Origin of the sequence: Brevibacillus laterosporus LMG 15441 (genome assembly GCF_000219535.2) — a bacterium.
Lineage (GTDB): Bacteria > Bacillota > Bacilli > Brevibacillales > Brevibacillaceae > Brevibacillus_B > Brevibacillus_B halotolerans.
Window position 1 is genome coordinate 4,608,261 of the sequence record NZ_CP007806.1, and the last position, 21,140, is coordinate 4,629,400.

General features: G+C 40.5%; 21 protein-coding genes and 1 pseudogene. 5 read left to right on the top strand and 17 right to left on the bottom strand.

Translation table 11 applies throughout. From position 1 onward, the window contains the following. Positions 1–24: 24 nt before the first annotated feature. From BRLA_RS20330 to BRLA_RS20400, 16 genes and pseudogenes are all read right to left on the bottom strand, one after another. Positions 25–594 (bottom strand): TetR/AcrR family transcriptional regulator, encoded by a 570-nt coding sequence (locus BRLA_RS20330; protein WP_003334495.1) that lies wholly within the window; start codon positions 592–594, stop codon positions 25–27. A 260-nt stretch (positions 595–854) separates the two neighbouring features. Next, entirely contained in the window at positions 855–2,072 is a 1,218-nt protein-coding gene (locus BRLA_RS20335) for an MFS transporter (RefSeq protein ID WP_003334494.1), read from the bottom strand. Between the two features lie 84 nt (positions 2,073–2,156). Further along, positions 2,157–3,107: a 4-hydroxy-3-methylbut-2-enyl diphosphate reductase gene (locus BRLA_RS20340; protein ID WP_003334493.1), complete on the bottom strand. Its 951-nt coding sequence runs from the start codon at positions 3,105–3,107 to the stop codon at positions 2,157–2,159. Positions 3,108–3,145: 38 nt separating this feature from the next. Continuing rightward, a complete protein-coding gene (locus BRLA_RS20345) occupies positions 3,146–4,072 on the bottom strand; it encodes a ketopantoate reductase family protein (RefSeq protein WP_003334492.1) in 927 nt (308 codons plus the stop codon). A gap of 167 nt (positions 4,073–4,239) precedes the next feature. Next, positions 4,240–5,328, bottom strand: coding sequence for a quinone-dependent dihydroorotate dehydrogenase (locus BRLA_RS20350; protein WP_041752413.1), 1,089 nt, complete (start codon positions 5,326–5,328; stop codon positions 4,240–4,242). A 162-nt stretch (positions 5,329–5,490) separates the two neighbouring features. After that, entirely contained in the window at positions 5,491–6,618 is a 1,128-nt protein-coding gene (gene ald / locus BRLA_RS20355; RefSeq protein ID WP_003334490.1) for an alanine dehydrogenase, read from the bottom strand. Between the two features lie 157 nt (positions 6,619–6,775). Continuing rightward, positions 6,776–8,005 carry a PucR family transcriptional regulator gene (locus BRLA_RS20360; protein WP_003334489.1) on the bottom strand — a complete coding sequence of 410 codons (1,230 nt, stop codon included), beginning with the start codon at positions 8,003–8,005 and terminating at the stop codon, positions 6,776–6,778. A gap of 126 nt (positions 8,006–8,131) precedes the next feature. After that, positions 8,132–9,391 (bottom strand): MFS transporter, encoded by a 1,260-nt coding sequence (locus BRLA_RS20365; protein ID WP_003334488.1) that lies wholly within the window; start codon positions 9,389–9,391, stop codon positions 8,132–8,134. 151 nt (positions 9,392–9,542) lie between these two features. Next, positions 9,543–9,818 (bottom strand): PqqD family protein, encoded by a 276-nt coding sequence (locus BRLA_RS20370; protein WP_003334486.1) that lies wholly within the window; start codon positions 9,816–9,818, stop codon positions 9,543–9,545. Continuing rightward, on the bottom strand, positions 9,818–11,113 hold the full coding sequence (locus tag BRLA_RS20375; protein ID WP_003334485.1) for a radical SAM/SPASM domain-containing protein: 1,296 nt from the start codon (positions 11,111–11,113) through the stop codon (positions 9,818–9,820). The genes BRLA_RS20370 and BRLA_RS20375 overlap by 1 nt, the downstream gene beginning before the upstream one ends. 335 nt (positions 11,114–11,448) lie before the next feature. Next, positions 11,449–12,279, bottom strand: a complete 831-nt coding sequence (locus tag BRLA_RS20380) for an alpha/beta hydrolase family protein (protein WP_003334484.1) — start codon at positions 12,277–12,279, stop codon at positions 11,449–11,451. Between the two features lie 108 nt (positions 12,280–12,387). After that, complete coding sequence (locus BRLA_RS20385; protein WP_003334483.1) at positions 12,388–12,831, bottom strand: S1 RNA-binding domain-containing protein; 444 nt, start codon at positions 12,829–12,831, stop codon at positions 12,388–12,390. Between the two features lie 113 nt (positions 12,832–12,944). Continuing rightward, positions 12,945–14,036: an acetate/propionate family kinase gene (locus BRLA_RS24900; RefSeq protein WP_233882867.1), complete on the bottom strand. Its 1,092-nt coding sequence runs from the start codon at positions 14,034–14,036 to the stop codon at positions 12,945–12,947. 150 nt (positions 14,037–14,186) lie between these two features. Beyond that, positions 14,187–14,684: pseudogene (gene pduL, locus BRLA_RS24905) on the bottom strand (phosphate propanoyltransferase); the annotation flags it as partial. Between the two features lie 120 nt (positions 14,685–14,804). Further along, entirely contained in the window at positions 14,805–15,311 is a 507-nt protein-coding gene (locus BRLA_RS20395) for a VanZ family protein (protein ID WP_003334481.1), read from the bottom strand. A 472-nt stretch (positions 15,312–15,783) separates the two neighbouring features. Next, positions 15,784–16,599, bottom strand: coding sequence for a Cof-type HAD-IIB family hydrolase (locus tag BRLA_RS20400; RefSeq protein WP_003334480.1), 816 nt, complete (start codon positions 16,597–16,599; stop codon positions 15,784–15,786). Between the two features lie 205 nt (positions 16,600–16,804). Between BRLA_RS20400 and BRLA_RS20405 the strand changes: the two genes are divergently transcribed. From BRLA_RS20405 to BRLA_RS20415, 3 genes are all read left to right on the top strand, one after another. After that, a complete protein-coding gene (locus tag BRLA_RS20405) occupies positions 16,805–17,500 on the top strand; it encodes a CoA transferase subunit A (RefSeq protein WP_003334479.1) in 696 nt (231 codons plus the stop codon). Between the two features lie 95 nt (positions 17,501–17,595). After that, positions 17,596–18,252 (top strand): CoA transferase subunit B, encoded by a 657-nt coding sequence (locus tag BRLA_RS20410; protein WP_003334478.1) that lies wholly within the window; start codon positions 17,596–17,598, stop codon positions 18,250–18,252. 172 nt (positions 18,253–18,424) lie between these two features. Next, the gene (locus BRLA_RS20415) at positions 18,425–19,129 is read left to right on the top strand and encodes an alpha/beta hydrolase (RefSeq protein WP_003334477.1); all 705 of its coding nucleotides are present in this window, start codon (positions 18,425–18,427) and stop codon (positions 19,127–19,129) included. Here BRLA_RS20415 and purU read toward each other — a convergent pair. Continuing rightward, positions 19,102–20,001, bottom strand: coding sequence for a formyltetrahydrofolate deformylase (gene purU, locus BRLA_RS20420; RefSeq protein WP_003334476.1), 900 nt, complete (start codon positions 19,999–20,001; stop codon positions 19,102–19,104). The two genes, BRLA_RS20415 and purU, sit on opposite strands and share 28 nt — an antisense overlap. Positions 20,002–20,152: 151 nt before the next feature. Between purU and BRLA_RS20425 the strand changes: the two genes are divergently transcribed. Both BRLA_RS20425 and BRLA_RS20435 read left to right on the top strand, forming a co-directional pair. After that, on the top strand, positions 20,153–20,431 hold the full coding sequence (locus BRLA_RS20425; RefSeq protein WP_022585532.1) for a DUF5316 family protein: 279 nt from the start codon (positions 20,153–20,155) through the stop codon (positions 20,429–20,431). 407 nt (positions 20,432–20,838) lie between these two features. After that, a complete protein-coding gene (locus BRLA_RS20435) occupies positions 20,839–21,114 on the top strand; it encodes a YesK family protein (protein ID WP_003341054.1) in 276 nt (91 codons plus the stop codon). Positions 21,115–21,140: the final 26 nt, after the last annotated feature.

The window sequence follows — 21,140 nt, forward strand, 5'->3', positions numbered from 1 at the left end:
CCGTTTTGATAAGAGGGGTCTGAATTAATGAATTCTGACCGCATCCCAGCATGCTTCTTGTACACCTGCAATTAATTCTGATGGATTCTTAATTTCACAAAATCGAATGGCCTTATTTAAAGCAATAAAGGCACCGTCAACGATCGTAAGCAATGCTTCAGCAGGTAGTGGGCGAATGATGTTCTTTTGTTGGCCCTGATGAATAAAGTCAATAAAGAAATCCCGTAGCATATTGTAGGATTGGCGACTAGCCTCGTCCAGATAATGCCTATTCGCATGTGAATCAAGAAACAATAATGCATACATGTTGTTCAATAAATAGCTAATCACCTGATTGGAAATGTGTTGAAATTGCTCATATACATCTTCAGAAGAATGGGGATATCCTTTTTTTACAGTCTCTAGCAAATCCATTACACATTCTTGAAACAAGGTATTGACGAGCGACTCCTTATTTTCGAAATACCGATAAAGAGTACCGGCACCAACTCCCGCTTTCTCTACAATCATCGGAACTGTTGTCCCATCAAAGCCTCGTTCCTCAAAAAGAATTAGTGCAGCTTTCATGATTAAATCGCGTTTAGATTCCGACACATCCTGTACTCCTTTGCGGAATGAATTTTCATTCTGTAAGGCGAGTATAAATCACAGCTCTGATGATTGTCAATTATTGTAAGTGGTATCGTGTAGCAGCGCTTTATATCATAAGGTATAACGTAAAAAATTGAATTCTCTTTCTCCTTTTTTGTTTTCTAATCACGTTTCAAACATAAAAAAACCGGCTGAAAGGGCCTTCTAACATGCGCCTTTCAGTCGGTTTTCAATTATATTGTTTCCGATTCTAACCTTGAATCTTATTTTGCAGCAATCTCTTCTGAACGGCGCTTCCAAGGACCATAACAGATGAGCAATAAAGGGATGATTCCGAGTAAGGTAGAAATCCCAAAGAATGTATACGTACGCAAAATACCGTAATATTCCATAACCCAGCCTGCTGTGTAATTAGCAACCATGGAGCCTAATCCCTGTCCAAATGAAGCAAATAGGGCTAGAGCTGTTACCTGCAAGGCAAGCGGTGTATTATCCCGTACATATTGAGCAGCCGTAGCGAGGAATAGCCCAACTGATAATCCTTGTAGGAAAAATAAGCTTAAGACAATTGTCGTACTAGGAGCTGATCCGTAGAAAAACCACCTGACACCAGAAACAAGGCAAGCAAATAAGAGTGTTTGCTCCAGACCTATTTTTTTGACAAGGCTTGATGCCAGCTTCATACAAGGTACTTCACTACCTGCAAACAGTAAAAAAGCAAGTCCTAATGTGGCAATCTCTCCACCGATATGCTGATAGTATAGATTAAACCAGGTATTATGAGCAGTCATTGGACCAAATACGAAAAATGTAGAGACGAGAAAGAGGATAAAGCGTGGACCTTTAAAAAGCGTCCCAGCCTCTTTAAAGCTATTACGCGTGATCGCCTTTCGCTCAATTCGCTCATCGGGAATTCTGATCAAAAAGAGTACAGCGATAAAATAAGCAAATCCTGTGCTGTAAAAAATAGCAGATGGACCCCACTGCTGAACAGCCAAGGCAGTAAGAAAAGCGGCAATAGCAAATCCAATCGCTCCCCATAAACGAATACTGCCAAAATGCATGGAGCGCTTGCTTACATAGCTAAGTGTTAAGCTATCTGAAATCGGGATAGCCGCGCATTGAAAAACAGACCAGAACGCAATGGTAAAAAACACCCATGCGTACGAATGAATAAAGGTAAACAAAAATGAGACGCAGGCTACAACGATAAGTGCTAGAATCAGCGCCTTTTTCCGAACCTGAAAGCGATCACAAATCATTCCCCAAACGGGCTGTAGCAGCAAGGATACTACAGGAGTGATCGAACTAAGCGTACCAATTTCAACTCCAGTTAAATGAATAGATTTAAAGTACTCTGTTAGTAGAGGCGAGTAAGCACCCATAGCGTAATACAAAAAGATATAAAGCCCACCTAAGGCTACATAAGCATTTGAAGCGCTTTCGTTTGTAAAAGTATGCTGGTTATTTTTGCTGTTCATGCAGTTTTCTCCTCTACTTTCCACATAAAGAACAGCTTCAATCGGAATTACCGAAGAAGCTGTTTTTGTATCAGATTGCTACTTTTACTCTTTTTTCTCTTCCTTTACGGTAGGTAATAGCTTACCGAAATTAACTGTCCGTACTTTTTCCCACGTAGAAGGATCAAGCTCATCAAACTGTTCAAGAAAAGCAATAACTTCCCTTGTTAATGGTGTCGGAGTAGATGCACCCGCAGTAACAGATACACTCTTTTTACCCTTCAGCCACTCAATATTAAGCTCAGACAGATCAGAAATGCGATAACTCGGAATCCCCGCAATCTCCTCTGAAACCTGCGCTAAACGATTGGAATTATTACTTCGAGGGTCACCTACAACGATCGTTACCTCTGCTTTACCAGCATGTTTTGCTACTGCTTCCTGTCTAACCTGTGTAGCCATGCATATTTCATTGTGCACCTCTACCGAAGGGTATTTCTTTACAATGGCTTCCATAATGTGTCTGACATCCCATTGGCTCATCGTTGTTTGGTTGGTGACCACCAATTTGTCAGTCGTAATGTGGACGTTTTGCAAATCTTCCAGCGTCTGAACCAAATGAACACGATCAGGCGCTATCCCAATGGCTCCCTCTGGCTCAGGGTGTCCCTTTTTACCAATATAGAGAATATGGTAGCCTTCCTCCACCTTCTCTTTAATGAGATCATGCGTTTTCGTTACATCAGGACAAGTAGCATCCACAACCGTCAGACCTTTTTCCTTCGCCTTTTTGCGGACTTCTGGCGATACTCCATGAGCCGTGAAGATAACGGTTCCGTGATCAATTTTATCTAAAAGCGCTAGACGATCTTCTCCATCCAACGTGATAACTCCTTCACGTTCAAAGGCTTCAGTCACATGCGCATTATGCACGATCATTCCCAAAATGTAGATAGGGCGCGGCACATTTTGATTTTTTGCCGTTTTAATAGCCAGTACCATGGCATCCACTACGCCATAGCAATAACCACGGGGAGCAATTTTTACAACTTCCATTTCAGCATAGCCCTCCTTTTCTGCCCCTTATTATAACATTAGAATGTGCTTTGACGCTTTTGTTCATAAATTCTTACGTTATTATAAACAATTCGCAGCATTGGTGTTTCTATTCCCTGCTGTTCGGCAAGATGTAGCAAGTACCCCTGCAAATGCTCTCCTTCAATTGGCAGACGTTTTTCCATATCCCGTAGCATGGAGGATTTCATTTTATAGCCTTGTTGCTTAAAAGTCTCCATCACACGATCTACCATGTCAGCAGAGATAGGTGCGCCAACCGCCATCATGACTCTCACACATTCCTCTGTTACTTGTTTCGTTAGCTCGATTCCAAATGGAGAATCGCGAATTGGTCCTACTGCGGAGTTCATCAAGGTGGTAATGCCTGAGAGCATCGTAATAAATAAATATTTTTGCCAAGCCTCCTGCTGAATGTTATAGGATAATTCGAAGCTCGCATTCGCTCCTTTTACATACTCATATAATCGCTCTACTCGCTCGGACGTGCCACCATTCCATTCCCCAAAAACGAGCCTGTGAGCCTTACTAGTTTGGACGATATCCCCGTCAGCGCTTAGCGTTGTTTCTATAAAACACAATCCGCCCAATACCTTTTCTGCCCCAAAATGCTCCTGTAATGGCTGCATATGAGCAATTCCATTTAAAAGCGGGATAATCATCGTATCCTCACCCACAAAGGGAGCAATATCATTGATTACATCCTCCAGATGGTATGCTTTTGGCGATAACATAATGACATCAAAAGGGGGCGCTTCTTCTCCAGCTACTAATAAGGCGGTTTGGACTGTGGAATCGCCATTTACGCTTTGGATAACTAGACCTCGCTCTTCTAGTTGTTCCTTACGTTTTTGACGTACAAGAAAAGTAACATCCCTGCCACTCTCCACTAAACGACATCCAAAATATCCACCAATTGCACCCGCACCTACCATCAGTATCCGCATTACACTAACCCCCTATAATCATTTCTCTTATTGTATCGTCTCACATATATTGTAGCTGGTTTTTGGGAAATCCCAAGCAGAATTTTTGAAAGCAATGTGTAGAAAAATCGGCATATTAAAAAGGAGTCTTTCAAAATGAAAGAGCTCCTTTTAGTAGAATTGCACCTTTATTTATGATCAATCCCAATAATTTCACTAATATGCGTAAATCCATCTCGCTTCATAAGCTGAACCAAACGCTTGTTAATCTCTGTGGCAGCACCAGGTCCCACATAGATCATGCTCGTGTAAATCTGGGTCATAGACGCACCTGCTCTCATCATGCGGTACGCATCATCACCAGTGAAGATACCCCCTACCCCAATGATAGGCATTTTGTCGCCTACTGCTTTATAAATATCACGAACGCATTCGGTTGCACGTGGCAATAGCATTGGACCACTCAGTCCCCCTGCTTCCTTCGCCAGCCTGCGATCGGAAACACTCTCTCGAGACAGAGTAGTGTTGGTAGCAATCAAACCATCCATTCCCTCTTCTAAAGCAACATAAACAACATCGCTCATATGCTCATCCGACATGTCTGGGGCTACTTTTAAAAGGATTGGTTTACGCTTCGCACCGTATTTCTCTAGCTGATCCGCCTTCTTACGGATTGTCCGCAAAAGATGACGTAAACTATCTACTTCCTGCAAGTCACGTAAGTTAGGAGTGTTAGGTGAGCTTACATTAATCGCAAAATAATGACCATAGGGATAGAGCGCTTCGAGGCATTTTTCATAGTCACTTGCTGCTTGATCATTAGGAGTTAGTTTATTTTTTCCAATGTTTACCCCAACTGGCATGCAGGCATCCTGATAATGACTTAAGGATTTCGCTGCTGCTTGTACACCGTGGTTATTAAAACCCATACGGTTGATAATCGCCTGATCTTCCTTTAAGCGAAAACAACGTGGCTTGTCATTACCTGGTTGAGCTAGCGGAGTTAACGTGCCGACTTCTACATGGCCGAATCCCATTAATCCGAGCGGAATATACACCTCGGCATTTTTATCGAACCCAGCCGCCAGTCCTACCGGATTAGGGAAAACGATATCCCATACTTTGTTTACGAGCATTGGATTTTCATAGCCATACATCATGTTTAATACCTTTTTGCCTAAAGGAATGCTGTCAGCCATTCGTAGTCCATTAATCGCATTCTCGTGTGCCGATTCAGGATCCATTTTAAAGATAAACTTTTTTAGGTGCTTATACATTGTTGCCACTTCACTCCTAACGCATATTCTGTTCTCGATATAAGAGCATACCACAAACCTTTGGCATTGGATAGAAAGTCAAAAAAAGAAAAAGTGCTATACCTTTTTTAACAAAAAGTATGGCACTTTTTCAAATGAATTATTTTTATAATTTGGAACTTCTTATTTACTTGCTACTAGTAACGCATCTTCCAAAGAAACAAATGGCAGATTGTGTGTATCCGCTACTGCTTTATAGGTTACTTGACCATTAATAACGTTAACACCTTTTGCTAGAGCTTGGTTGCTACGGATTGCTTCCACATATCCTTTATTAGCAATTTGCACAGCATAAGGAACAGTTACATTTGTTAGAGCAAGTGTAGATGTGCGAGCTACTGCTCCTGGCATATTGGCTACTGAGTAATGAATAACCCCATGCTTTTCATAGGTTGGGTTATCATGTGTAGTGATGCGATCAATCGTTTCAATAGAACCACCTTGGTCAATTGCAACGTCAACGATCACAGACCCTGGTGCCATTGTTTTTACCATTTCTTCTGTTACCAGACGTGGCGCACGTGCACCTGGAATTAGAACTGCTCCTACTAACAAATCTGCTTTTTTCACTGCGTTAGCAATGTTAAAGCTGTTAGAAATCAATGTGTGAACACGTCCACCAAATAGGTCATCTAATTGACGAAGACGATCAGCACTAATGTCTAAAATCGTAACATTTGCACCTAAGCCTACTGCCATTTTCGCAGCGTTAGTACCTACAATACCACCACCGACAATGACAACCTCACCTTTTGGAACGCCTGGAACGCTTCCTAGAAGTACACCTTTACCGCCGTATGGTTTTTCAAGGAATTGAGCTCCGATTTGAACAGACATACGTCCTGCTACTTCACTCATCGGCATTAACAGCGGAAGTGAGCCATTTGGCATTTGGATGGTTTCATAAGCGATCGCAATCACTTTTTTATCAACCAATGCTTTGGTCAATTCTGGTTCTGGTGCCAAGTGCAAGTAAGTAAATAAAATTTGTCCTTCACGGAAATAGTTATATTCAGAAGCAAGTGGTTCTTTTACTTTCATCACCATATCAGCTGCCCAAGCATCTGCTGCTGTTGGAACGATAGTAGCCCCCACTGCTTGATATTCAGTATCAATAAATCCACTGCCTAGCCCTGCATTTGTTTCAACTAATACTTGATGACCGCTTTGTACCAATGCTGTCACTCCAGCAGGCGTGATCGCTACACGGTTCTCATTGTTTTTAATCTCTTTAGGAATTCCGATAATCATAATTAAATCCTCCCCTTGATAGCCCCTGCTCAGTTCTCTTTCACTTACAATATTTTCTTCACTTCTCAATAATACAGCGTTTTCATAAAGGGGGCATTAGAGATTCTTTTGAGAGAAAAAGCGTTCGTTTGTGAATTTTCACAAATGCGCAAAAGAACTATCCCAGCTTCATTACCTTTAAATCAATATAGAGTGAATATCGCAGGTTCGGATCATCTAAATCAATCTGCATGATTTCTTCAATGCGCTTTAAACGATAGCTAAGCGTATTAATATGGATATGCAGATGAGCCGCTGTTCGGTTAACCTTTCCGACATGATCGAGAAAGACCTCCAACGTTTCGGTTAAATTCGTTTGGTTTTCTTGATCATAATAAAGCAGTTTAGCTAGCTGATCATTCTTGTAGGCTTGTTCTTTATTCCAGCTTTTAATCTGAGGCAAGAAACGGTAGATTCCCAATTGCTGAAATCTCAGTATCCGCTCTGTCTCCTGAGGAAACAGCCGTTTGATCACATTCATTTGCAAAGCCTCCTGATAGCTTTGACGCCCTTCAATGAGGGAACAAACCGGGCGGCCACAGCCAATATGGGCTTTTCCCTTTCCAAACTTATCTGTGAGCTTGGACATACATTCCCCTAAAAATTGCTCAGAATAAGTAACCAACGCGTCTTCTGTAGCAGCTTGCCCTTTAGGGTGCTGCAGAAGCAAAATCAGCTGAGAACCATCTGTTAAGCTATACATTTTATCTCGCATCAATAGAGGATAAAGCAATTGGTGCAGCTGTTCACCCTTGCCTTCCAGAACCTCTATGGTACAAACCATCAATGGAGGAACAATCTTCATGTGTAGATTAATCGCCTTCTGTTGCAGCTTCGTCTCCTCGCTATGTCCACCAAGTAAAAGCTCCCAGAGGAATTCTTTTTGTCTATCCTGCTCGGCTTTGCGCTTTCCTTGTCGTTGTAGCAGTCGAGGCACCGCTTCCTTAGCAGCCTGACGAAGAATTTCATCATCCCAGGAGGTCAAGGCACGATTTACCTCCTGCGCCCAGATATAGCCCAAGATATCATTGCCTCTGCGTATCGCAATTGCAACCCGTTTTCCAAGTCCAATCTCTTTCTTTTCAGGAATATGTACGGGGTCCTTTTGCGAAAAGAGCTGTTGAAAAACGCCATCCTTCCAGAGCCGTGCTAATACTGTTTCTGGCACACGCCGTCCCATAATCGTAGACCAACGCGCTGGATCGGTACTATCACCATGAGAGCTATAAGCAATCAATCGATGATCCAAATCTTCAATGGTAATTGGATTTTGTAGTAATTCACCTATAACATCTGCCAATTCATCAATATCACTATGCTGGTACTGCTCAAACAAATTTTGCTGCATACATGAATTCCCCGCTTTTTTAGTTACCTACATGGATCCGTTATCATCCTTTTGTCTCTTCATTATAACGAATGGGCATAGGGGGAAAAAGCGATTTTTCAAACGAATTGTTTCCATTATTCGCTTTTACATCTGTTGCTCAACAACTCGCTTATTTGCAAAATTCTTTTGAAAGATATAGTAGTAAAAAATGGCCGCTAGAAGCATACATGTGCCGTGTATGAAGAATAAGAAGCTTACACTTATATAGACAGGGAACGTAACTGCGATAATCCCCAACGTAACAGAATGTGACAGCATCATCATAGGCGTAAGGCACCCGTATACTCTTCCAATTATTTTGGGGTCAACGAGGCTTGGCAACCAACCGCCAAAACCTATATTTAATAAGGGAAAAGCCAAAGAAATGAAAAAATCAAGGAGAATAAAAATGGAGACGTTGTTCGTAAGACCTGAGAAAACAACCGAGCTCCCCATAATTATAAGGGAAAGAACTGCTATGTGATATAGTTTCATTTTAGTTGCTAAATAGGACCCGACTACACTTCCAAACAAAGAACCTACCCCTGACACAATCCCCATCCATAGCAATACTGTCTCATATGACTCTGGAGCAAGTTTATACTTCAATGCGTAAGTAGGAATGAGTGCATAACCGGCATTTATAATTCCAAATAGAAAAAAAGCACTTGATATGGCTAATACTAGTTTATTATTCCAAATATATCGAACACCTTTGCTGAAATCTGATAGCAAGGCTACTATTGATACATCTTTCCACGATTTCTCACCATTTGGCAATCTGATTTCTACTTTGATATTGCATAATTGGATTAGCAATCCAGATACCAGATATGATATGGCATCTACCAAGATTGCTCCCTCTATACCAATGTGCCAATAAAGAAAGATACTAATGGAACTGCCTACTAATATAAGAATACTGTTTACCATTTGATTTAAACCGGTAGCTACTGGATATTCCTTTTCGGTTAAAATGCCTTGCATGATAGCTCTTTGTGCAGGACCAAAAAAATTAGAGACTGCACTCCTCACAAATATGATGAAAAAGGAAAGGACGATGGAATCAATGGCAATAGAAAAAAGTAATCCTAGAGAAAGAAAAGCACAAATAAAATCCGCCCAAGAAGCAATCTTTTTGCGGTCAAAACGATCTGCTACAGCACCAATGAACAAGAAAATGACAAGCATGGGGAGAGAGTACATTAATTCTGTAATGGTAGCAAAGATAGGCTGTGAAGAAAATCTTGTAAGAATATATAATGTGAATGCGATAAGACCAATTTTATTGCCCATAGAGGAGGTTACATTCGCCAGAAAAAGATATGTATAGTTTTTATTTTTGAATATTCTTATGATATCCAAACCAAAATCTCCTTCTTAACGTACAAATATTTTTAGATGCTACAGGGCATGATTGCATGTACTTACTTATTATCTTAGATGGTCATGCCCCAAATTGTTTGGCGTTGATATCCATCATTTTCGTTGTCATGATAGCAAATAGAAACATTACCTAGGTAGTAAGTAACCTATGCCTAACTAATTCATCTAAAAACATCTGTATATCATTTGTAATCATCGTATTTTCTGTATTAACATTAAATTTTCCCGATATCTCTTTTAGCATCTCTTCAAGCGTAATTGTTTCTTTCGTACAAATATGTGTCCACAGTGTACAGGCTACTTCATCCTCAAACAATATCGTTTGTCCTTCAGGTGTAAGGACAAATATACCCTCTGCATTTTGATCATAGAAGATATCTTTGTTTACTTGATAGGGAGACATCATTAGGAAGGAACCTCCTCTTTTGATTTTCTAAAATAATTCCACATATGTTTTTTCAAGTTACTTTTTATAATTTTGCATTCTTCCGTGTTTGTGCCATCTATACTGTCTGTATCGCTCCATTGGATAGCTCTGCATCCACCTCCACACATATGTTTAAATGTACATTTTCCACAAATCGGTAAGTTATCCGTGATTCTGTTTCGTGATGCAGTAAAGACTGGAGATTCGTAATAAATTTCTTCTAACGATTTGTCTTTTACATTCCCACCTAAAAACTGGGGATTATGCATGATTTTACAGGGAAATACATCGCCTTTGCTATCAACCGAAAACTCACTGTACGCGTGACCACAATGATTTTTAATGTAAAACTGGTTAACAGCATCAAAGTTAGGTTGTTTGTTGATGATTGTGTTTTCGATTTTTATACGTTGCACATAATTTAATTCGTGTTCGTGAGTCTTGCCTCTTCCTAATGAAGCTACAGGAGCTATAATGAGCCTGATGTTATTTTTATTTGTATAATCGATTACGTCCTCCACAGCATCCATATTATTTTTCGTGATTGTCTGGTTAATTTTTAACTTACAACCAGCTTCTAGCAATAAATCAATGGCCTTTTTCGCTTTCTGCCACGATCCTTTTCCCCTATTTTTGTCATGCTCGTCCTCGATCATGGAATCAAGGCTTATCGTTACTAATTTCGTAATCTCGGCAATTTTGTTAGCTATCTCTTTGTTAGAAATAAAAGAACCATTTGAAATCATATGGACATGTAACCCTAAGGAATCGGAATATTCCATTAATTCCACGAGATCTTTTCGTAAAAATGCCTCTCCCCCTGTAAAAACAATCGTTTTTGTCCCTAATTCCTTTACTTCTGTGATGACTCTTTTAGCCTCTTCGGTAGAGATATCATTATCCATAGATCTGTTGGGGCTACTTTCTGCATAACAATAGACACAATTTAAATTACATTTGTATGTTGTAACAAAATAAACAGATTTAGGTACAGGTTTATGCATACTTTGCTTGTTCTCAGTATCTACCTTAAAGCTATCAATCTTATACAGTCTAATCAAACCAATGACCCTTTTTACCAAACTTGCATCGTACTGTTCATCAATTAAACCCTGCGGTGACTTTTTGTTGTAAATCATTTCATGCGCTATTTCATATTCTTGCTGATTCAACACAATCCAACTACTCACCAAGTAATTATGAATAATATAGTCTTCCTTTTCTCGATAGACAGCTAATCTTGGAAAAGTTAATACATCATCGGTTACTAACATCGTATCATTCCTTTCCTAATAGAAATAGTAATGGCACTATTTTTACAAGTAGTGCCATTACTAATATTGCCTATGTGTCTTACGCTCCTGCTCCATTTTTTGCACCACATTGACAAGAATCAACTACATCAATTACGCCAGGGTTTACTACTTTCACTTTTGGTGTTGTATAATTTTTCATACTCTCACCTCCCTTCTATAAATGGCATAATATAACTTTACTTAAATTTACTTTCAATTCAATATATTGTCAATAATTAAAATAATTTACTTTTACTAAAAGAGCCAGTTAAACATTGATATGTTAATTTAACTGGCTTTACTTATCCTATTATCTATTTAATAGAAATGCTTTCTAACCAACGAAACATAGCTTTCGTATATTCTCCAATCTGCTCCGAAGTAAATAAGTGGGACTCATCCTCTACCAACCACAACTCATGTGGTTTATGATGCAGGACAAGAGCTTTCGCCAAACGATTCGCATGCTCTACCCCAACATTCTGATCGATTTTGCCATGAATGATTAACACGGGACAGGTGATTTTTTCTACCTCCCTCACTGGTGAGCGGCTCTCATACGCTTCGGGAGCAGAATCTGGGTCACCCATCATTTTTTTCAACAAGGGCCGCAAATCCTCCCGTTCTGCATACGTAAGATGCATATCACTTACACCGCTCCAAACAACTACGGACGCAAAACGGTTAGGTATCATGCTAGCGCGCAGTGCCATCATTGCCCCTCTGGAGAAGCCATACAGATGTATCCGGCTGCGATCTACAAAAGGCATGTTAGCAAGTAAACCATAAGCTTGATGCACATCCTCTAGCTCTGCTCCGCCAAATTCGTCTTTACCAGGGGCGCCCTCATTTCCCCGATAGTGAGGAGCAATAATAACATAGCCGAAAGCTGCCATTTGAGAGATTCGCATTGGCTGAACTCTTCCGACTTTTTTATAGCCGCCTCGGCAGTATAGAAGGGCTGGCAAAAGACCTTCTGCTTTAGGCTGAGATTGTAATTTCTGATCTGGAATAGCTAAAAGTGCTTTTACTAGGTGTATATCGCTACGATAGGTTACTGTGAACAATGCCACCTGCGGAATAGCTCGTTCTTCTTCCGTAATTTGAATGATCTCAGTAACACCCTGCAAAAGTTCTCTCCACATGCTTTATTACCACCTGTTCTCTATATTTATCCAGATTTTATGCTAAAACATGAAAAAGAAAAGAGGAACTATGATAGTTCCTCTTTTCTGTTTATAACATCGCTACGATTAATATCCGCGCTTATTCTGTTTTTTATTGATGGTAGCTATATTTTCTTCGCTGTGCTTCAACCATTTTTTCATTTTGTCCTCAAACGAGTCCTTAGGAGTGTCACGCTTACTGAAGCTACGGTCTCCACCACGATTACCCCCACCACGATAGCCGCCACGTTCTCCACCACGATCTTTTTGTTCGTCGCGAGCTTCGCGTTCTGGTGCTGGTAAAGCTGCGCGAACGGAAAGGGAGATCTTACCCGCATCATCGATGGAGAGTACTTTAACCTTCACAGCAGCTCCAACGGAAAAGTGATCATTAATATCCTTTACAAAACCATTTGCAACTTGGGAAATGTGAACTAGTCCTTGTTGCGTTTCATCCACAGCAACAAACATACCAAAAGGTTTAATTGCCGTCACTTTTCCTTCAATGATGCTTCCAACTTCTACTGCCATCCATTTTGCACTCCTTTTATCTTTTCACCAAGTGTCGAGAACCTCACTTCATACAGGCTCATTTCCTAAGTATAGCAGACAAAACGATTTAATGAAAAGCCCATTCTTCACTTTTATACTTGTACCATATCTGTTTTATTTAGGAAAAGCTGGTAAGCATCGGTAGCCATCACTAATTCTTCATTAGTTGGGATTACCATAATCTTCACTGGAGAGTAAGGACTGTTGATGAAGCCCTCCCCTTTGTTGTTGCGATTTGCTTCTTTATCAAGAATAACACCAGCGTATTCTAGTCCGTTACATACCAATTGACGAACTAATTCACTGTTTTCGCCCACACCTGCTGTAAAGATGATACCGTCGATGCCATTTAAGCGAGCCAAGTACAAACCAATGAAGTCATGTAGGCGTTGAGCGAATAATTCAAGTGCTAATTTAGCACGCTCATTACCTTCTGCTGTTGCTTTTTCAATGTCTCGCAAGTCGCTGGAGATGCCAGATAAACCTAGCACACCGCTTTCTTTGTTCAAAATCTCCATTGCACCCGCTGTATCTGTTTTTTCGATTTCAGCGATGTATGGCAAGATACCTGGATCAATGTTACCGCTACGAGTACCCATCATTACACCCGCTAGTGGAGTCATACCCATAGATGTATCAATGGATTGGCCATAGCGAACAGCCGTGATGCTTGCACCGCTACCAATATGACAACTAATTAGACGTAATTTTTCTTTTGGAGTACCCATTAATTGCTCAGCACGTTGAACAACATAACGGTGAGACGTTCCGTGGAAGCCGTATTTACGAATGCCGTATTTCTCGTAGTACTCATATGGCAATGGGTACAAATATGATACTGGAGGCATTGTTTGATGGAAAGCTGTATCAAATACGGCTACGTGTAGTGCATCTGGACGAATTTTTTGCGCCAATTCAATTCCTAGTAGATTGATAGGATTATGAAGTGGTGCAAATCGAGACAATGCATCAATTTTTTGTTTTACGTCGTCCGTAATAATCACGGATTCCTTGAAATCCTCTCCACCGTGAACGACACGATGAGATACCATAGAGATATCGTATTGCTTGTATTTATCAAAGATAGCATTAATAGCTTGTTCATAAGCATCGCGTTTTACTTCTTCTACAATGCCTTTATCGATTACCTTACGGGAAGGCAATTCGAACAATTGATATTTCACAGAGGAACTACCGCAGTTAAGAACAAGACTTAGCTTTTTCTCCTGTGCTTTAAACTTAGAATAGGTGTCACGATTATCAACTGGTACAATAACTTCTAATTCCATGTTGTTTTTAAGACCAGCAGCATTGGCTTCGTCCGTATCAATGTGCAATTCCAAACGGAAATCCTTATGCACACGGCACAATACATTTTCAAACACAATGGAACGAGTTCCTGGAACTTCAACGGAAACAAATTGTTTGTCTTTTACGCCAAATTCTTTTGCTTCTTCTTCAGAGAAGTGAATGTGACGGAATGCAATGATAACACCTTCATCAATGGTAACAGTTCCATGAGGACCTTCGAGAGTGATACCAGGGCTGCCCTTAATGTCTCCAGAATCACGTACTGGAGGCTCTACACCCAAGACAAAGCTGTCCGTACGGGATACTTCTAGTTGGGTCGCTTTACGTACCGGTCCTAATACACGCACTTTATTAATTCTACCTTTTGGTCCAACAATGTTAACCGTTTCTTCTGCTGCGTACTGACCAACTTGTTTTAGATCTTTCAGCTTTTTAAGTTCATAGCCAGGTCCAAATAATTGATCCAGATCTTGTTGTGATAAGTGAATATGACGGTTTGAAATACCAACAGGTACTTTCATTTAACAGACTTCCCTTCTTTTTCCTAATTCTATAGTGGTGTTATCTCTCTTTATGATGGTTGATTTTCTAAATTTTATCATCAACCCTACGTTAAAATGTTAACACCTGTGAGTATTCTGTTACAACATTTTTAAACTTTTTTGTTTTTTTCTGAAAATTGTATAGACAAATAAAAATATTATGCCAATGAAGGCTCCCGAAAAATCAAGCACAACATCCGTAACGAGTGCAGAGCGATCGGGTGTAAAGGACTGATGCCATTCATCTAGCACCCCTAAAAATAGGCTTAAAAACAAGCTCCATGGCAATGAATAAGCAGGGGAAGAGAAATAGCGAATGGCTTGGAACAGCATGATTCCAATGAACATAAAACCAAAGAAATGGCCTCCTTTACGAATGAAAAATTCTAAAACTCCTTCTACACCATTATTTTCAAAGCTTACCTCCTTGTTTACATATTGAAATGAAATATTTCCAACTTTCTCCTGAACATCATGTAGGTCGAGATATTTTTTTAATTGTCCGCGTATATCCTGTTGTCCATACGGTTGAGAAGAAAATACAAATTGAACAGCTAGTGCCAATAGTAGAATACATACGTACACCAGCCCCTTTCGACGATTCATGGGTCACCTCTTTGTGAAATAAACTGATTTTCACTATTATACCTGAAAGCTTGACCAATGGAAAAAGGGCTATCCATTGAGTTGACAGCCCTTTTTGGTCTACTGCTTATGCCAAATCCATGGTTACCTGTTATTTAGTTATCTATTGGTACGTAGTAAGGGTTGAAAATCTTCCGAACATAGCTTTTCCCGTCTATCTTCTATTTCTGCCATATCCTCTTCTTTCCTTCCTTCATTTGGATTTAAATTACCATCATTTACATAATTTCTTTTCCTTCTATTATTCCGCCAATTACCAAATAACTGGCAAAGTTACCCCTTTGACAGCTCATCATCGGCTACCGCGAGCATCTGTTTCGCTTTATTTATTCTTGCTCCAAATGATAGGGAATTTAAAAAATAAAATTACCACAAAAACAAAAATAAAAGAGCAGCCCCACATGATACGTGGAAGCCGCGTCTTATATTCCTGCTATTTAGATGAATATGAAGGTGTCAACTGCCAGCCGTTTTGCAAAGCGACCCACTCTGCTGCCTCGCGCACGCTCTTTACTGTATGAGCCGCTTTTTCTTTAATAGGCTCATCAGCATGTCCCATGGCAAAGCTGTGTGTCACTGCTTCAAACATAGGCAGATCATTGTAGGAATCCCCGATGCAAGCCACTTCATCCGGTGATAGACCTAGGTTGTCCATCAATCGGCTTACACCATCTCCTTTACTAACATGTAAAGGCATTAAATCTAGACAATCGCTAAAGGATACAAATGAATCAAATTGTTCAGGGTAGAGCTCATGAACCTTTTGCTGTAATTGCTTTAATGTCTCCATTTCACCGATATATGTTAATTTAGTTGGTTTTAGCTGATCGCTGAACATATTAATAAGGTTTGGCTCCTCTTTAATTTGTTCCTTATGAGCCTCTTCTATTTCCTTGTACGCTGTTTTTTTCGTCAGGTACACATCATCGCCTACACTCACCAAGCTTATTGCATCGAATTCCTGCCCTGTCTCACACAATTTCCGAGCCATCTCTGGATCAAAATCGCAAGCATGCAGTAACTGCTCTTCTCGCGTAATAACAAAACCACCATTTTGGCTCACACGATGGCACTGATGACCTAGCTCCTCAATGACCCATTTAATATCTCTATCAATACGACCGCTGGCAATACAAATTTGGATTCCCTTTTGAGCTAAAAACAGCAATGCCTCACGATCGGCCGGATCAATTTTTTTCTCATCTGTTAGTAAAGTGCCATCCAAATCGCTTACAAACATTTTTATCATGCAGGTTTCCTCCGTTTCAAAACTCTCTATCTATCCTTAGTAATCTTACCTTAAAAAGAAAAGATATGATAGGTCGCTAAAGTTGTGTTCTACCCTTTTATCTTTTTGAATAGTCTGATAAAATTCATCTTATAAAACGCTTACACACATCCCAGATCGTACAAAACTGTGATAGCTTTTTTTAAACAGGAGGGAGAGGTGCATCGTGGCAAAGATTTATGAATCATATAACGACATGGTTGCGGATATTCATGATGGGGCTACGTTATTAGTAGGTGGGTTTGGTCTCTGCGGTATTCCGGAAAATCTGATCATTGCCTTGCGTGATAAAGGGGTCAAGGGGTTAACCGTGGTTTCAAATAATTGCGGCGTGGATGATTGGGGGCTTGGCCTCATGCTACAGCAAAAGCAAATTAAGAAAATGGTCAGCTCTTATGTAGGGGAGAACAAAGAATTTGAGCGGCAATTCCTCTCCGGCGAACTGGAGGTAGAATTAACGCCACAAGGTACGTTAGCGGAAAGAATTCGTGCTGGTGGGGCTGGCATTCCTGCCTTTTATACACCGGCTGGTGTCGGTACACCTATTGCCGAAGGACGTGAAACTCGCATATTTAATGATAAAGAATACGTAATGGAAACTGCGATTACCGGTGATTTTGCATTAATCAAAGCTTGGAAGGCAGATACGCTCGGTAATCTCATTTATCATAAAACCGCACGTAACTTTAATCCAATGATGGCGGCGGCTGGTAAAATCACGCTTGTTGAGGTGGAAGAAATCGTAGCGGCAGGTGAACTTGACCCTGATCATATTCATACTCCAAGCATATACGTACAACGCTTGATTAAAGCCCCTTCCTTTGAAAAACGTATCGAACGGCGCACTGTTCAGAAAGCTTGATATAACATTATTAAAAATATTATCGAACAATCACAAACATTGATAATGTTTAATCGTACGCTTACTCACTGTTTAAAATAAGGAGGTAGTTATCCATGACCTTGTCTCGCGAGCAAGTGGCCATGCGTGCCGCTCAGGAAATCGAGGATGGTTTTTATGTAAATTTGGGAATTGGTATGCCTACACTGGTGGCTAACTATATTGCGGAGGGTAAAACCGTAGTTTTACAATCAGAAAATGGATTACTGGGCATCGGCCCTTATCCGTATGCTGATGATATCGATCCTGATTTGATCAACGCTGGAAAAGAGACCGTTACTGCCATTTCTGGTGCTTCCTATTTCTCCTCTGCTGAGTCCTTTGGCATGATCCGCGGAGGTCATATTGATTTGGCCATTCTGGGTGCGATGGAGGTATCCGAGAAGGGTGATTTAGCTAATTGGATGATTCCAGGAAAAATGGTAAAAGGAATGGGCGGGGCCATGGATTTGGTCCACGGTGCAAAAAAAATTGTGGTGATCATGGAGCATGTAAATAAGCATGGAGAGAGCAAAATTCTTCCTGCCTGCACGCTCCCTTTAACCGGGAAACAAGTGGTTAACCGGATTATTACTGATCGTGCAGTATTTGACGTAACGTCAGAAGGCCTTACTTTAATCGAAGTAGCGGATGGCTTCACAGCAGATGATATTAAAGCCTGCACCGCCGCTTCCTTCCAAGTGGCAAACGAGTTAAAAACCGTTATCGTCTAACACGGTTACTTTCATTTCATTTCGCATAACCTAACAAGACATCGTAAGCTTGGCTTTGCACATATGCAAAAGCATCTCCTCTGTTGCGCTTGTTAGAGTTAAGAATCCCTGTATTCTAGGCAAAAAAAGGCAACCCTTGGGTCGCCTTTTTTATTTAGAAAGGAGCTTGCAAATGGCTACCACGCTTGGCTTTCTTGTTTTACATGGATTTGCAGGCAAAATGAATGATGTGCTACCTCTCGTTCAATTTTTGCGTAGTCAGGGCTATACTGTTGAATGCCCTACATTAGAAGGTCATGGGACCGATCGTTATCATTTGAAGCATTCAACTCGCCAGCAATGGATACATTCAGCCGAGCATGCCTATCAACGACTTAGCATGCGCGTAGATATCACAGTGATAATCGGTTTTTCAATGGGTGGCCTACTTGCCTTCCATCTAGCCGCTCGTTACCCCGTTCGACTCTTGTTTACTCTGTGTACACCATACTACTATTGGGATATTCCCCAATCCCTTTCTAATTTAAAAGAAGACTTCAGTAACTACAGCAACAAATATCTGGCTAGCCTGTTCCGTATTCCGCTTACTAGCATGCTCCAGTTCCGCAGGCTTTTAGCTGAAACAAAGCTCATGATGCATCGTGTTACATGCCCGTACTACATTATTCAGGGGAAAAGGGATGATACTGTTCAAGCTGTTAGCGCAGAGTATCTACAGCGAAAGGTGACGAGCAAGCAAACCACTGTTCAATACTTCCCAAACTCTGGTCATATTATTTTACATGGCCCTGAATCTCAGCAGGTCATCTCCTATATCAACCACGTTCTACAGCAAGAATTGCCCGATCTTTATGGGAAAACTACGGTTTTATTTTGATGAACCAAAACTCGATCTTCTAAATGCCAATGAACAGCGCGGGCCAACACGGTCCGCTCTATTTGTTTACCCAAACGCTTAAGATCATCTACATCATCACGGTGAGTCACACGTTCTACTCCCTGCTCAATAATCGGGCCCGCATCCAGTTCTTCCGTTACGTAATGCGCAGTAGCACCAATTAATTTAACGCCACGCTCATACGCTCGTTCATATGGCTTTGCTCCTACGAAAGCTGGTAAGAAGGAGTGGTGAATATTGATAATTTGGCATGGAAAATCTTGCAGGAAGGTCGGCGATAAAATCTGCATATAACGAGCTAATACAATCATATCTACCTTGCCTTTGATGAGCTCGATTTGCTTTTGCTCAGCTTCTTGTTTCGTGTCCTTTGTCACAGGAATATGATAGAAAGGAATCCCCATCGCTTCTACAATATCTTTCGTATCCAAGTGATTACTGATAACCATCGCAATATCCGCATGTAAGTATCCTGCACTGTACTGCCACAGCAATTCTACTAGGCAATGATCTTCTTTCGATACAAAAATGGCCATACGCTTACGCTTGCATGCCTCTACTAGCTTCCATTCCATCTCAAACTGTTTGGCAATCGGTTCAAACCCCTGATTTAATGACTCCCAGCACTCTTGTAGACGGCTTTGCTTAAATTCAATCCGCATGAAAAAGCGTCCACCTTCTGGGTCGGTTGTATATTGGTCAGATTGAATGATATTAGCACCTTGTTCATATAGATATCGGGAAACTGTTGAGACGATCCCGGGACGATCAGGGCACGTAATTAGCATAATTGCTGTATCTTCATGCTTTTGCTTAAATTGGTTCCATTCTTTGTCAGATATTGGTTGCATCGTAGGGTTCCTCCCGAATTTTTTCTTCAAAGTATAGCACGTTCCCCTTCGTTATCCAATCACCGTAATAAAGAACAGATTTATGGCATTTTTTCCTGTAACCTTTTCGGCCTGCCAAGCGTAAAAATGAGTGAGAAAGGAGAGGGGATTCATGTTAAAATCATTAAGTTTAGGTTTACTTGTCTCACTCCTCGTCTCATTACTCATTCAAGACCACCTGCTCATGCTTAAAGTAGCTGTTATCCTTGGTGCCTTATTCTGGGGGATCAGCGCATTCATTTCTACCTTTCTATTAGATAGTAGCAGAATGCATGAACGCTCTCTTTTTTATGATAAAAAACACAAAAAACAGCAAATGTGGGCCGTACATTTTTTTTTAGTAGGCCTTCCCAACATGTTATTATCTCTTTTTTTATATGTAGAAATGTAAAAGCAGGCATGTCTTTTCGCATATAGCAAAGGACCATACCTGCTTTTCTATGTTAGTAATTATGATGAATCTATCATCTATGATGCCAGCAATAGAAGAAATCATGCGGTACGAAAAGAATGTCATCATCACTTGAACCATTCAGGCAGTTTCCGAATAAAATAGGCAAGCAATAATCCTAAGGAGACAGGTAGCGCTATTGCAGTTAAGGCCCCCATAAACTCCATATATTCTCTACTTTCCATATCTTTCTTCCCCCTCCATACTAGTACGCTAAAAATCGAGGGAAGTTGCGGTCAACAGATAAGAAAACTCACATGTTGCCGGTAACGTGATTACTCATCACTAAATTTCCTGTTTAAAAATTGGATAAACTAAGCCAACAACACAAGGATGGTGATGTTTATTTGTTAGGCATAATCATGATCGCTATCATTACCTTTTTGGGCTTATTCTCCATTTCCTACTTTCTGTACATCAAAAAACCTGGAACCTTGTTTCTTATGTATATCCCTTCAACGGTCGTATTTATTGTCAGCAGTATAGCAGTTCTATATAGCATCAATGTAAGTGGATTTGAAGGCTTGGGAATTGCATTTATTGGTGCTACGATCGGCATCACTAGCCTTCTGACTTGTATTGTACTCACTATGATGGTGCTGATTAAACAAGATAAAAAGTAAAACGAAGAGGCTTCCCTCTTTCATTT

Excerpts from the sequence above, each read along its gene's own strand:
- BRLA_RS20335 (WP_003334494.1), bottom strand. The coding sequence starts at position 2,072 with ATGAACAGCAAAAATAACCAGCATACTTTTACAAACGAAAGCGCTTCA.
- BRLA_RS20340 (WP_003334493.1), bottom strand. The coding sequence starts at position 3,107 with ATGGAAGTTGTAAAAATTGCTCCCCGTGGTTATTGCTATGGCGTAGTG.
- BRLA_RS20345 (WP_003334492.1), bottom strand. The coding sequence starts at position 4,072 with ATGCGGATACTGATGGTAGGTGCGGGTGCAATTGGTGGATATTTTGGA.
- BRLA_RS20350 (WP_041752413.1), bottom strand. The coding sequence starts at position 5,328 with ATGTATAAGCACCTAAAAAAGTTTATCTTTAAAATGGATCCTGAATCG.
- ald (WP_003334490.1), bottom strand. The coding sequence starts at position 6,618 with ATGATTATCGGAATTCCTAAAGAGATTAAAAACAATGAGAACCGTGTA.
- BRLA_RS20360 (WP_003334489.1), bottom strand. The coding sequence starts at position 8,005 with ATGCAGCAAAATTTGTTTGAGCAGTACCAGCATAGTGATATTGATGAA.
- BRLA_RS20370 (WP_003334486.1), bottom strand. The coding sequence starts at position 9,818 with ATGATGTCTCCCTATCAAGTAAACAAAGATATCTTCTATGATCAAAAT.
- BRLA_RS20375 (WP_003334485.1), bottom strand. The coding sequence starts at position 11,113 with ATGTTAGTAACCGATGATGTATTAACTTTTCCAAGATTAGCTGTCTAT.
- BRLA_RS20380 (WP_003334484.1), bottom strand. The coding sequence starts at position 12,279 with ATGTGGAGAGAACTTTTGCAGGGTGTTACTGAGATCATTCAAATTACG.
- BRLA_RS20385 (WP_003334483.1), bottom strand. The coding sequence starts at position 12,831 with ATGGCAGTAGAAGTTGGAAGCATCATTGAAGGAAAAGTGACGGCAATT.
- BRLA_RS20395 (WP_003334481.1), bottom strand. The coding sequence starts at position 15,311 with ATGAATCGTCGAAAGGGGCTGGTGTACGTATGTATTCTACTATTGGCA.
- BRLA_RS20400 (WP_003334480.1), bottom strand. The coding sequence starts at position 16,599 with ATGATAAAAATGTTTGTAAGCGATTTGGATGGCACTTTACTAACAGAT.
- BRLA_RS20410 (WP_003334478.1), top strand. The coding sequence starts at position 17,596 with ATGACCTTGTCTCGCGAGCAAGTGGCCATGCGTGCCGCTCAGGAAATC.
- BRLA_RS20415 (WP_003334477.1), top strand. The coding sequence starts at position 18,425 with ATGGCTACCACGCTTGGCTTTCTTGTTTTACATGGATTTGCAGGCAAA.
- purU (WP_003334476.1), bottom strand. The coding sequence starts at position 20,001 with ATGCAACCAATATCTGACAAAGAATGGAACCAATTTAAGCAAAAGCAT.
- BRLA_RS20425 (WP_022585532.1), top strand. The coding sequence starts at position 20,153 with ATGTTAAAATCATTAAGTTTAGGTTTACTTGTCTCACTCCTCGTCTCA.